Raw genomic sequence first — 12,414 nt, forward strand, 5'->3', positions numbered from 1 at the left:
TCTGAAAAAATCAGAAAACACATAAGATGCCTTTACGATAATGATAGGATAGCTTTAAAGACGCACAAATACCAACACCGGGTTGCCATTGCTTTCTACCAATGCAGCCTCCTCTGGCAACAGGCTTGCATCCAGTTCCAGCAGGTCCGATACCTGCGCAATAAAAACAACATCCATCCAAAAATCCTACAGGCTGCTTGAAAGCAGGAAACCGGTTTTCTGAAAAAACGCGCTTAACTGCCTGGTTCTCATTATGGTCCCAAAAGACTTGCCAGTTAGTGATCTCACCGTTTCGTTGAAGGCGTATTTCAAAAAAGGCAATGGTGTCATTTTCCCAAAAACCATTGAGGGCGGCAAAGCCATTTTCATTTATCATTCCAAAGCCCTGCATGATGTCCATCTCCCAAAAGCTGTCGGGAATGGCATATTTTCCAAAATCAAAATTATAGGCGGCTTCAATAATTTATTTTAGATTTGTGGTCTTAAAATATCCGAAGAGAAGATGCACAGCGAAAAAATCGAACAGATCAAGGCGGAAATTGAAGCAGCCCGTGCCAGCAGCCCGGAGGAGTTGGAAGCTTACCGAATGCGTTTTATCAGTAAAAAAAGCATCGTGGGGGAATTGTTTGCAGAGATGCGTCATGTCCCCAACGAAGAAAAACGGGAATTTGGCCAGCTGATCAACGGGATAAAACAACTGGCAGAGGAAAAATTCAAAGAACTGATCGATGCGGTAAATGCTCAGTCAAAAAAGCGTAAAAACGAGGACCTGGACCTCACCCTCCCCCCGACCACCGTCCCCGTGGGAGGTATCCATCCCCTTACCGCCACCCGCCAGCGCATCATCGGGATATTTGAAAGAATAGGCTTCAACCTCTCGGAAGGGCCGGAAATAGAAGACGATTGGCATAACTTTACCGCATTGAACTTCCCGGAAAACCATCCGGCCAGGGAGATGCAGGACACCTTCTTTATAGAAAAAAGCCCGGATATCGCCCTGCGTACCCACACCTCTTCGGTACAGGTAAGGGTCATGGAAAACCAACAGCCGCCCATCAGGACGCTTTCGCCGGGCAGGGTCTTCAGAAACGAGGCCATCTCTGCCCGGGCCCACTGTATCTTCCATCAGGTGGAAGGGCTCTATGTAGATGAAAACGTAAGTTTTGCCAACCTTAAACAGACCTTGTATCACTTTGCCAAAGAGATGTTCAGCAAAGACACCAAGGTGCGTTTCAGGCCTTCATTTTTCCCTTTCACCGAACCCAGCGCAGAAATCGACATTTCCTGTCAACTCTGCGGGGGTAAGGGCTGTAACATCTGCAAAGGCACCGGATGGGTAGAAATCGGCGGTGCCGGAATGGTGGATCCCAATGTGCTTGAAAACTGCGGCATTGATTCAGAAAAATACACCGGCTTTGCCTTCGGCATGGGCATAGAGCGGATCGCCATGCTCAAATACCAGATCAACGACCTGAGGCTCTTCACCGAAAATGATGTGCGTTTCCTGAGACAGTTCCGGCCGTTGCTTTAAACACAGACCGGTTAACGGATTTTGACAAAACCGCCGACTAGGCCGGCCCCCTGACTTTATCTTCGCTTTTTTGGATGGAAAAGTATCCTTGAGGAAGCGGAACCGGAGGTATAATCAAAATATTGCAACGTTCCTTTGTAATAACCGGTTACGGTCTTTCCATCTTCATCTTTACAGTCGATCGTAAGTTCATATTCCTGGCCGTCTCTTTTGACGGTGACCTTCCCGGAGCTTATCCTGACGTCACTGTCCTCCTCTTCTTCCGTATTGACATCAACATAATAGCTTGCGTAATCATAGGTGCCCACGGGGAAAAAATCAGCTGCGCCGTGTTCGTAATCGCCATTGTCCAGAGAAGAGCCCTCTGAGGTAAAAAGTTCAAAATATATGGCGTTTCCCGATCCCGTGACATCCATTCCTCCATCTTCATTCTGGGTGATTTTTAAATTTTTTGAAACCAGCAACAGATCCAGGTTATACCCTTCATGCCATTCGCCATAGACATCCTCACCGTAATTTTCCAGAGAACCGTCTGCCAATTCATATTCTGTGTTGCCGACTTTAAAATGATTCTTTTTATTAAGATTTTCATCTCCGGCAAGACCTTCTGTACCATCATCATTGCCACAACCTCCCAGAAACAACCCCAATAATAACACACCTGCAATAGGATTAAATAATTTTCTCATCGTTTAAAATGTTAAGCTGTTAATAATATAAAATACAGATTGTATGAAATAAAAAACCGTATTTCCACAAAAATCAATAAACCAAAAATAGCGGATGCCAATAAAACGCGCAATCCCCATTAGGGGGATTTTTATTTAAAAGATTATAGGAAAGTCACCAATATAACCATGCCGCTATATCAAATCCACCCCTCGCTCACTCCCCTCGCCACCAGCGCGTTGGAATTGGTACATCCCGCCTTTCGCAGGATGTTCTTGCGGTGAGACTTAACCGTTTCAGGAGCGATAAAAAGACGGTCAGCGATTTGTTTGGTGGGCATCCCGTCCGCAATGAGTTTGATAATTTCTATTTCGCGGCTGGAGAAGCTGTTCGTGCTCAGCGCATCCGCATCATCTTCTTCTTCAAAAATCGGGAGGTTAAGATAAGAAGGCAGCCCATTCAGCCCAATTATCGAATAGGTGTTGTTATTGGTTTGGGTAAGGTGATGGATATTGGTATGGATATTCAGCGACTTCACAAAGTTGTTGTTTTTATCCGTGGTCAATATCAAAGACTGGTGATTGTACAGTTCAAAATCATTCCTGGCAGTCTTGAACCGGAAATTATATGAAAACTTACAGGACTTGACATTTTGAATGCCCAGGTGCTCAGTCATATGATCAAAAGCCGCTTGTTCTGCTTTGGATACCAAGGCCATGTCTTCCGGATGGATCAAGGCCAGTATATCATTGACGGTATGGATGTCTTCTGGATCCACACCATGTGCCTCTTTAAAACCCTCACTGATATGGGAAATACTCAGATCGAAAAAATCGATGATGTAATAATAAAAAGGTCCGGCAGCAAATACGGCGCTTACAATTTCATTGAAATCAATCTCAGGCAAATTCGTCGGATGGCGCTTATCCACCACCAGTTTGTCCCAAACCTGATGCATCAATTGTATACTTTCCTTCATGAATAGCACTTTATCAAAGCTCTAAAAACGCCATTTTCTAAAAAAAACACAAGATAATGATTACCAAAAACCCATATAATCTTAAATAATCCACTATATCGGGCGCTTAAAACGACAGATAATACTGTTTTTTGTATTCAAAAAACGAATTAATATGTTTTATAATTTTCGAAGTTACTCTGGATAGGAAGTTCTATTTATGCTTGAGACTTTGCCTTTGATGTTCCAATTACGCCTGACATCACCCGAAAACAGTGGCAATAAATTTCCTGGCTTCATCTTGCGACATGGCCGCAAAAGTTTTATACCGCTCATGGACATCAATGATCTCTTCCAGCGCCGCCTCTACCAAATCCTGATTTTCCCAACTCCTCAAGTGGTCCAGTACCTTCTGAAGGCAACCTTTTTTGTAGGCTATTTGTCCGATAACATGAACCAAGGTATTACGGACCCGGGCAGTTTTATCATGTTGGAGTTCCTTGAGCAAGGGCAATATGTCCTCCGGATGCTTCCTGCCCCTCAGTTCTATGCCGTGGCAGATTTCTCTCCGAATCTCTTTGTCCTGATGGTGAAGATAGCTCCTTGCCCATTTCAGGACAGGGGCGGGGTTGACTTCCCCCATTTTCTTAATAGAACCCACAACCGCATTTCTGGGGGAATGGTGCCCATCCAACAGGCCTTTATCAAAAATAGGCATTACTGATCCAAAGTCTTTTTTGCCTATTTCTCCGGCCGTATTGATGACTGTCTGCCTGATCCTAAAATCAGCGTGAACCATTAAGCCATCCAGTCTTTTCAGAATAGTATCCCTGTATTTGGGAAAAGCGAAATACAACTTGGACAAAGAAAGGTAAGCGGCTTTTCTGACATAGGTATCAGGATCGGAAAAATAAGTGATAGTGGAAGTCAAGGAGCTATCCTCCACAAGGTCTTCACAAAGGGCAGCCTTTATTGCTTCCACCGCTTGCTGCCTTTCATTCTTTGACAAGTCATAAAACCCCATGGCTTTTGTTTGCTTGATTAAGCTTCGAATGTACCCGGTTATCCCTAAAGACGCGCAAATTGGAAAGGCCTGCCCACCGTATCCGGCCTCCTTGTCATACGTGCGTCATTTTAAAGCAGATTGCTTATCTTTATTGTCAGCTAAAGTACCGCAAATCAGCCAAATTATAAAAACTCCCATAGAGACAAATGCGATATTCCACTTTTGCCCCGCCTGTTTCCTTAAGCCATCTGGTCCGGTGTTTCTGGGTGCTGGAAAGCGATGCCCAATCATCCGGCTATATCCACCGGTCCATGGCGGATTGCTGTACCGAATTGCTGTTCCATTACAAAGGCTTGTTCCATGAAATCGATGAACAGGAACGGCGCACACTTTCCTTCCGGTCCGGCATTCACGCCCAGTCTTACCGTTACCGCAGATTTATTACCCACGAAGATTTTGGGATTTTTGGTGCCTACCTGTATCCTTACGCATCGAAACTGCTATTGAATACCCCGGCGGCTGAGTTTACCAACCAAATGCCGGATTTACACTCGGCCCTCGGGCCTCAAGGTAGGGAGCTGGAGGAACGGATAATCCTTGCCCCTAATACGCAGGAACGTATCCGCATCCTTTCCGACTTTATTCATGGTCGTCTCAGCAAATTGCCCACAGGCTACGATCACCCCGCTGTGTCGGCGGTAAAATATACCGTGCATGCCAAACACCTGCCCAAGGTCCGTGACCTGGCGTCCCGTTTTAACCTTTCGGAAAGACAATTTGAAAGGAAATTCAGCGAATATGCAGGAATGAGTCCGAAACGTTTTATGCGCATCGTCAGGTTTGAAAACGCCTGTAATCTCTACAGGAACAAGCTCGAAAAATCACTCACAGAAATCGCCTATGAATGCGGGTATTTTGACCAATCCCATTTTATCCGTGATTTCAAAACCTTTTCAGGTTATGAACCGGGACAATACTTCAGCGGACATGCTGAAGGTACTGAATGGCGGGATTAAGGTTTTAAAAATTTATGGGCCTGTATGCGTCCCAACAGCGGATGATGTCAAGGACATATTCCCGGTTACTCAAATTGGCACGAAGGATGAGGATAATTTGGTTAAAATTATTATTTGGGAAAAAGATTCAATGATCTGAATCGTTTCATGAAATTCGCATCAACAGTGCCTCGCCGGGCCGCCTAAGTCACACAGAGATGAGATAAGCTGGTCTGTGGAATCGCTGGCTGCCGTCCTGTAGACTGAACAGTAAATCTGTTGGTTAACCCAAAAAGCCGTGATTGACTGAACATGAATATAATAAGCCTGCAAAGCAAGTCCTTTTCATAATAGAAGAATGAAAAGGTGTCGGATTTTTACAATTTGCTGTCCGGCAGTTTATCAACCTTTGAAAAAAAAATGTTATGGAAAAATCATTTCAAACCCCCGACTACTACAACACGGTGATGCCGTATCTGATCTTAAAAGATGTATCCAAATTTATTGCTTTTGTCTCAGCAGTATTTGGTGCAAAGGAAAAAATGCGATACCGGGACGACAATGGCCGGGTCGTACATGCCGAGGTAACCATCGGCGAAAATGTCATTATGGCCGGTGAAAGTACCGATCAGTGGGCCACACAAACCGCAGGACTTTACATCAATGTAGACGATGCGGACAAAATTTACCAAAAAGCCCTTGATGAAGGAGCCACCACGGTAATGGAAGTATCCGACAAGGAATACGGGAGAAGCGGCGGCATCAAGGATCCATGCGGCAACACCTGGTGGATTACAGGAAGGCAATAAAAGTACGCGGCTAATTTTACTTCTTGAACGGTGAATGCGATTGAATTCCAAAATAAAAAGGCTATTTTGGGAATTACTGATGCCCTATCACAAACACCGGATAGGGCATGACGGTAACGAATGTACGCGGACTTGACTCCTGAAAAATTGGACAATGAAATCGTCATCATCGGCGGGGGCTTGGGGGGACTGACAGCCGCCTTTTTGCTGGCCAACGCTGGCAGAAAGGTCCTGGTAATAGAGAAAAAGGCCTATCCCTTTCACCGGGTTTGCGGGGAATATGTCTCGAATGAGGTGAAAGGATTTCTGATAAGAGAAGGCTTGTTTCCCCACCATATTCCCCATGCTGATATTCACCGCTTCCGGCTGAGTGCCACGGATGGCAGACAAATGGAAATCCCCCTTGACCTGGGGGGATTCGGTATCAGCCGTTTTGCGCTGGACCATCATTTCTACCGGAAATGTGTAAAAGCGGGGGTGGATTTTTTACAAAAAACCCAGGCGCTGGATGTGCATTTCGATGTGAGAAAACAAGAATTCTCCGTGGATCTGGATAGCGGGGAAAGGCTTCAAAGCCTCTTTGTTCTGGGAGCCTTCGGCAAACGCTCCAAAATCGACCGGGCCATGAACCGCCCCTTCATAGGGCAACGGAGTCCTTACATCGGTGTTAAGTACCATGTCCGCACAGACCATGCCACCGACACCGTGGCCCTGCACAATTTCAGGGGCGGATATTTTGGGATCAATCAGATAGAAGATGGCATGGCCAACCTCTGTTATCTGGGTAGCAGCAGGCAGCTCAGGGAATGCGGTAGCATCCGGAAAATGGAAGAAAAACACCTCTTCACCAATCCCCGGATCAGGTCCATATATGAACATTCCGAATTTCTCTGGGATAAGCCTGAAGTGATCAATGAAATCAGCTTTGCCATAAAAAAACCCGTCGAAAACGGGGTTTTGATGCTGGGTGATGCGGCCGGCATGATCTCCCCCCTCTGCGGCAACGGCATGGCCATCGCCATCCATACCGGCAAGCTGGCTGCAGAAGCTGTCCTGCAAAACCACTCGGTGGAAAAAATAGGAAGAGCTTATGCCCAAGCCTGGCGCACTTCCTTCCAAGGGAGGATAGCCATCGGAAGAAAGGTGCAGGCCCTGTTTGGCTCACCGGTCTTATCCAGGATCATGGTGGATATGGCGAACCTCCTTCCTTTTCTGGCCAAAAAAATAATGAAACATACCCATGGCCAGCAGGTTTGAATCTCATCTCTTTCGTATTAACCCCTAAAACTTGATACTCACCCCCGCCAGAAAATTGGTGCCTGCCATGGGATAATAGAAGTTTTCTGTGATCAACTGCCGTCCACCGGGCACTTCCCCAGGCACAAAATAGCTGAAGGTATAGCCATTGGGCTCATACAGCCGGTTGAAGATATTGTTTACCAACAGGGTGAAGTCCATCCCTTTTACAAAACCCGGAGCCAGGGAATAAGAAAACCTGAAATCGGTGGTCCAGAATGCATCCAGTTTGCGGTCCTCATGTTGGGTGTTGTCCAGGTATTGGCTGCCCACATACTTATTCAGCAGGCTGAGCTCCAAATTTTCCAAAGGCCTGAAATCCACGATGGCTGTGCCCACCATATTTGGGGAAAAGGCAATATCCGTATTTTCATGGACAGTCGCCTCCTGACCCGCAAACCCCCAGTTTTCGTCATATACATCATTGTACTCGGTAAAAGACGCGATCTTGTTTCTGCTGAACGCCAGGTTTCCTCCCAGGGTCCACTGCGGGGATAGCCGTACCGCGCCATCCAGCTCGATACCTGCCCTATAGCTGCTTGCGACGTTTTCCCGGATGTAGGCACCCACATCATTCAGTTGGCCGGTCAGCACCAATTGGTCTTTGTAATCCATGTAGTAGAGGTTGGCACTGTACTGATACTTTGTCTGTTGAAACCTCACACCTGCCTCTACATTCCGCAGGGATTCCGGTCTGGGTATTTCAGTCAGCGGAGAATCCGTAAAGTCCCTTCTTACCGGCTCCCTGTTGGCCACTGCGTAGGAAGCGTACCATGTTTTCCCATCATTTGCCTCATAGGAAAGCCCTACTTTAGGATTGAAAAAATTATAGTGCTGAGATCCGGAAATGTCCCGGAGATCATTGTTGATGCCATCAAAGCGGTAATCGATCCCCCGGTATTGCAGGTCTCCGAAAAGGTAAAGCCTGTCTTTTACTTCATAGGTGGCTTTGAGGTAAATGTTGCGGTCATCTTTTATAGCCACATTGTCGTAATACCTGTCTCTGATATTGGTATTACCGGCTACTGCCATCCAGATGATTTCCCCAAAATGATCCCCGTCATAGCGGTTGGCTCCTCCGCCCAGGATAGCGTCCATCCGGCCATCATCGGAAACGTAGTTCAGCGAAAATACGGCCCCATAAAAATCATTATCCAGCCACCTTCGGCGGATAATGTCGGTTCTGCTGATCAGTTCATCGCCTATTTGGATGGGCGCTATGCCATAGTTCTGAAGCAGCCTGTCATTGGGACGGAACTGTTCATAATACCCCCTACCATAGGTATAATGCAACGCAAAGTTGGCTTTCAGGTTTTGGCTCCAGTTCCCTGCATAGATGAACTGGTAATGATCCTGCCAGTAGTTATCGGTTTCATTATCGTAAGTGTAGCTGTTATAAGTCCTGTCGGTTTCGAGCAGATGCTCCGGCACCCCGTTCCAGGCCTGGTACGTCTGTTCAGCTCCTGAGAAAATATTGACCTTGAATACGTGATCGTCTCCGTAATATCCTCCGGAGACAAAATAAGATCTCAGATCGGAAAAAGCCCGGTCAATATACCCGTCGGAGCTGATCTGGGACAGCCGGGCATCCACCGCCCATTTGCCGTTTAAAAGACCCGTGCCTGCTTTGACCGTGTGTTTTCTGGTATTGAAGGAACCAAATGAGTTGTCCGTTTCGGCGTAGGCCTCTTCCCTTTTTGTATCGGTCTGGATATTGATGCTGGCGCCGAAGGTAGCGGCGCCATTGGTGGAGGTACCCACGCCGCGTTGGATCTGGATATTGTCCACAGAGGAGGCAAAATCCGGCATGTTCACCCAGAATACCCCATGGGACTCGGCGTCATTCAGGGGTATACCGTTGACGGTGACATTGATCCGGGTTTGGTCCGAACCCCGGATGCGCAGACCCGTGTAGCCGACCCCCGCTCCGGCGTCAGAATGGGTCACCATGGAAGGTGTATAATTCAGCAGAAAGGGAAGATCCTGGCCGAGATTGTTTTTAGCCAGTGTTTCTTTGTCAATCACCTGAAAAGTAGTGGGGGTGGTTGCGGAAGCCCTGGTACCGGTCACAATAAATTCCTCGGTAGTCACTGTACTGGGCTTCATTTCAAATACCAGCTCACCGGTAAGCGGCACCTGCACTTGCATCCGGGCCGTTTGATAGCCCACATAAGAAACCCGAAGACCATAAGCGCCTTGGGGGAGAGCATCCAATACGAAATTGCCTTCCATATCGGCCACGCTGCCTGTCCCTTTCCCCTCCAGAATAATATTGGCTCCCGGTAGCGGCTCACCGGTCACGGCATCCCTCACATGGCCATTGATCTGGTTTTGGGCTGCCGCCCACGTTGTCCATAAGGACAGGGCCATCATCAAGTATAAACGAATCATGACAAGTAAGATTTTTGGTTAAACATGGAAAGGATTAAGGGGAATCCCTCCCTCAATTGTTTACCCAATAGCAGCAAGAAAGAAGTTGCTGTTTCTCATTTCCCTTCGCCGGCACTACCCGGATCAGGTGTTGTGGGTATGATCTCAGCCCGTGGTGTTGGGGCACCCCTAATGATCTCATGCAAAGGTATCGGTTTATTCTTATAAAGCCAAACCTAAACAGGCTCGCCTCTTCCCAACGCCCGGAGGTGCCGGATATGGGACATGACTGCCATTCTCAACCGGCTATGTTCGAGGTAGGGGATGCAATATTCCACACAGGCCTGCTTCACAATCTTACTTAAAGCAGGATAATGGATATGTGAGATTTTAGGAAATAAATGGTGTTCTACTTGATAATTCAATCCTCCCAGCAACCAGGTGAGCAGCTTGTGCCGGGGTGCAAAATTGGCGGTGGTCCTGATCTGGTGAATGATCCATTCATCCTCAAGATTATTGGTCTCCACTGAGGGTATTGGGAAAGTGGTCTCCTCCAAACTGTGGGCCAGTTGAAACACAGAAGTAAGCACGATCCCCGCAAATAAACCATATATGGTAAATCCGATCAGCCAAGGTACCAACCCTACCATATAAATCGGGAATGCGACAAAAAGCATTAGATGAACAACTTTGAATCCCCAAAAAGAAAGATGGTCCGCAACCTTCATTCTCTGTATGGGCACAATTCCTACCTTGCCGGTGATGTATTTTTTGTAATCGGTAAAAAATACCCAATACAGATACAACAAGGAATACGTGAAAATAAAGTAAAAATGCTGGTAATTATGGATACCGTATTTTCTCTGGCTTGGCGCCAATCTCAAAAAGGGTCTGGCATTCAGATCATCATCTACTCCCTCAATATTGGTATAGGCGTGATGAACCACATTGTGTTTGGTTTTCCACATGAACACATTAGCTCCCAGGAAATTTATGGACAGACCCGCCAGGTTATTGATCCATTGCTTGCTTGAGAAACTACCATGGGCACCGTCATGCATGATATTAAAACCAATGAAGGCAGTCAACGCCCCCATCAGCATGCACACCGCCAATGCAAGCGCCCAATGAGGGGTGAACAGAACAACATAGATATAACTTGAGACTAAAGAAAGAACCATAATCACCGCCTTGATATACAAAGTGCGGTTACCGGTTTTTGGAATTCTTTTATCATCAAAATAATCGCTGATTCTTTTCTTTAAGTCCAGATGAAAAGAAATCTTGCTCTTGGAAAATTTGGGGGTAGCCATATATAGTAATTTATTGGGTGATAAATGGGCATCAATGAAAATTCACCCATGGAGAGGCTACGGTTCAGAATATACCATTTGCTAAGATACCATTTTATTTTCAATCCATCAATCAAACTCCACCGTATTGATCAGATGCATCATATCGGTTTTTACATATTCAATAATGGGAGCCAATGAATCATTTTTTACCGCTGTATTGAAATACAGTGCGCCTCTGAGAAAATGCTGGGTGGAATCGGTCACGAAAAACTGGAACTGGGTAGGCACCTCCCCGCTCAATTCGGCCACCAAGCCCGTGTACCCTGTTGGTGTCCTCACCACCGCCTCATCAATGCCATAAGCTTTAATTTGGTGCTTGGAGGTAAGCGACAGGGCATCATTCAGGTAAGATTTAAGGTTTTCAACTTTGCCGTTTATGGGCTTGTACGTCAGATGAACCCTTGCATCCAAACCTGTATAATGGAGGTTGATCCATGTTCTTTCTTCCATATTGAACGAATCAGGCTCTACCTGAAGATGCCGCGAATGCTCGAACCGATAGGGAAGGTCTTGGTCCGCCAGGAACACAAAATCCCTTTCCGGCAAATCTATTCGGTTATATCCCTTTGGTTTAGGCACATAGTCCGACTGGCAACCGAAAATCAAAACGGTCAGCGTCACAATCAGGAGACATCTGGTAAAGTGATGTATCATTTTAACGGTTTCATAAGAAAGCTAAATATCCCCCGTAGCGTGGGTGGACAACTGCTTTCCTGAGGTTTACAAAGGTTAAACGGCTACCTTGGGGGTAACCGTTCCATTTTAACCAAAATTATTTTGCCTCGTTTATTCCCTGATCCAGCTGACCTTTTCGGAAATCGGCTTTCTTCTTCCCTCCGGCCAACGGTCACTTACAGGCTTGGCCACATAAAAAAAGCCCATGAGTTTGTCTTCCTCACCCAACCCAAAGAAGGGCTTGGCTTCAGGCCAGAAAGTGGGTCCACCGGTCCCCCAATAAGCTGCCAGCCCATGGGCACTGGCAGTCAGGTACATGTTCTGTACCGCCATGGCCACGGCAGCCACTTCCTCCATTTCCGGCAAATTGGCTCTGGGATCCTTCTTCATGCCTATCGCAATGATATGGGATGCTTTTAGCGGGTTTTCCTTTAGTTTCTGATAGGTGGCTTCTATAAAGTTGCCGGTTTTTTCACTTCTTTTTTTATACAACCCGGATTGGAAATCTGCCAGTGTTTTTAATCCATTGCCTGTAAACACCCTAAACCTCCAGGGCTCGGTGAGTTTATGCGTGGGAGCCCAATTGGCATTTTCAAGCATTTCAGAAATGATACTGTCCTCGACGGGGTCATTTTCCTTGAACTGGGCCACAAACATGGATCTTCTGTTCCGGATGATTTTGTTTATCTCTTCAATATTGAATATAGGTCTTCTGTTAAGCATGCTTTTTGGTATTTAAAAGATGAATGG

General features: G+C 46.4%; 12 protein-coding genes and 1 riboswitch. Of the genes, 4 read left to right on the top strand and 8 right to left on the bottom strand.

Going from position 1 to position 12,414, the window contains the following annotated elements; genetic code table 11:
* Window positions 1-10: 10 nt before the first annotated feature.
* On the bottom strand, window positions 11-400 hold the full coding sequence (locus tag ACFPFU_RS01660) for a hypothetical protein (RefSeq protein ID WP_377060851.1): 390 nt from the start codon (window positions 398-400) through the stop codon (window positions 11-13).
* Between the two features lie 102 nt (window positions 401-502).
* On the opposite strand from ACFPFU_RS01660, the gene pheS reads away from it, so the two are divergent.
* Complete coding sequence (gene pheS / locus ACFPFU_RS01665; protein WP_377060853.1) at window positions 503-1,531, top strand: phenylalanine--tRNA ligase subunit alpha; 1,029 nt, start codon at window positions 503-505, stop codon at window positions 1,529-1,531.
* Window positions 1,532-1,587: 56 nt separating this feature from the next.
* Here the strand turns inward: pheS and ACFPFU_RS01670 are convergent, their stop codons facing one another.
* The 3 genes from ACFPFU_RS01670 to ACFPFU_RS01680 all read right to left on the bottom strand — a co-directional run bounded on the left by ACFPFU_RS01670 (window position 1,588) and on the right by ACFPFU_RS01680 (window position 4,182).
* Entirely contained in the window at window positions 1,588-2,220 is a 633-nt protein-coding gene (locus tag ACFPFU_RS01670) for a hypothetical protein (protein ID WP_377060855.1), read from the bottom strand.
* A 179-nt stretch (window positions 2,221-2,399) separates the two neighbouring features.
* On the bottom strand, window positions 2,400-3,179 hold the full coding sequence (locus ACFPFU_RS01675) for a LuxR C-terminal-related transcriptional regulator (protein WP_377060857.1): 780 nt from the start codon (window positions 3,177-3,179) through the stop codon (window positions 2,400-2,402).
* Window positions 3,180-3,420: 241 nt separating this feature from the next.
* Complete coding sequence (locus ACFPFU_RS01680) at window positions 3,421-4,182, bottom strand: HEAT repeat domain-containing protein (protein ID WP_377060859.1); 762 nt, start codon at window positions 4,180-4,182, stop codon at window positions 3,421-3,423.
* A gap of 188 nt (window positions 4,183-4,370) precedes the next feature.
* On the opposite strand from ACFPFU_RS01680, the gene ACFPFU_RS01685 reads away from it, so the two are divergent.
* The 3 genes from ACFPFU_RS01685 (at window position 4,371) to ACFPFU_RS01695 (ending at window position 7,225) form a co-directional block, all read left to right on the top strand.
* Window positions 4,371-5,180, top strand: coding sequence for an AraC family transcriptional regulator (locus ACFPFU_RS01685; protein ID WP_377060861.1), 810 nt, complete (start codon window positions 4,371-4,373; stop codon window positions 5,178-5,180).
* A gap of 404 nt (window positions 5,181-5,584) precedes the next feature.
* Window positions 5,585-5,968, top strand: a complete 384-nt coding sequence (locus tag ACFPFU_RS01690) for a VOC family protein (protein ID WP_377060863.1) — start codon at window positions 5,585-5,587, stop codon at window positions 5,966-5,968.
* A gap of 120 nt (window positions 5,969-6,088) precedes the next feature.
* Window positions 6,089-7,225, top strand: a complete 1,137-nt coding sequence (locus ACFPFU_RS01695) for an NAD(P)/FAD-dependent oxidoreductase (RefSeq protein WP_377060865.1) — start codon at window positions 6,089-6,091, stop codon at window positions 7,223-7,225.
* Between the two features lie 24 nt (window positions 7,226-7,249).
* On the opposite strand, the gene ACFPFU_RS01700 is transcribed toward ACFPFU_RS01695, so the two are convergent.
* The 4 genes from ACFPFU_RS01700 to ACFPFU_RS01715 form a co-directional block, all read right to left on the bottom strand.
* On the bottom strand, window positions 7,250-9,655 hold the full coding sequence (locus ACFPFU_RS01700; RefSeq protein ID WP_377060867.1) for a TonB-dependent receptor: 2,406 nt from the start codon (window positions 9,653-9,655) through the stop codon (window positions 7,250-7,252).
* An 83-nt stretch (window positions 9,656-9,738) separates the two neighbouring features.
* Window positions 9,739-9,835: riboswitch (TPP riboswitch) on the bottom strand.
* Window positions 9,836-9,870: 35 nt separating this feature from the next.
* Window positions 9,871-10,947, bottom strand: a complete 1,077-nt coding sequence (locus tag ACFPFU_RS01705) for a fatty acid desaturase family protein (RefSeq protein ID WP_377060869.1) — start codon at window positions 10,945-10,947, stop codon at window positions 9,871-9,873.
* A 108-nt stretch (window positions 10,948-11,055) separates the two neighbouring features.
* Complete coding sequence (gene gldD / locus ACFPFU_RS01710; RefSeq protein WP_377060870.1) at window positions 11,056-11,643, bottom strand: gliding motility lipoprotein GldD; 588 nt, start codon at window positions 11,641-11,643, stop codon at window positions 11,056-11,058.
* 132 nt (window positions 11,644-11,775) lie between these two features.
* Window positions 11,776-12,387, bottom strand: coding sequence for a nitroreductase family protein (locus ACFPFU_RS01715; RefSeq protein ID WP_377060872.1), 612 nt, complete (start codon window positions 12,385-12,387; stop codon window positions 11,776-11,778).
* Window positions 12,388-12,414 lie beyond the last annotated feature (27 nt).

Source organism: Negadavirga shengliensis (assembly GCF_042652345.1).
Classification (GTDB): Bacteria; Bacteroidota; Bacteroidia; order Cytophagales; family Cyclobacteriaceae; genus Negadavirga; species Negadavirga shengliensis.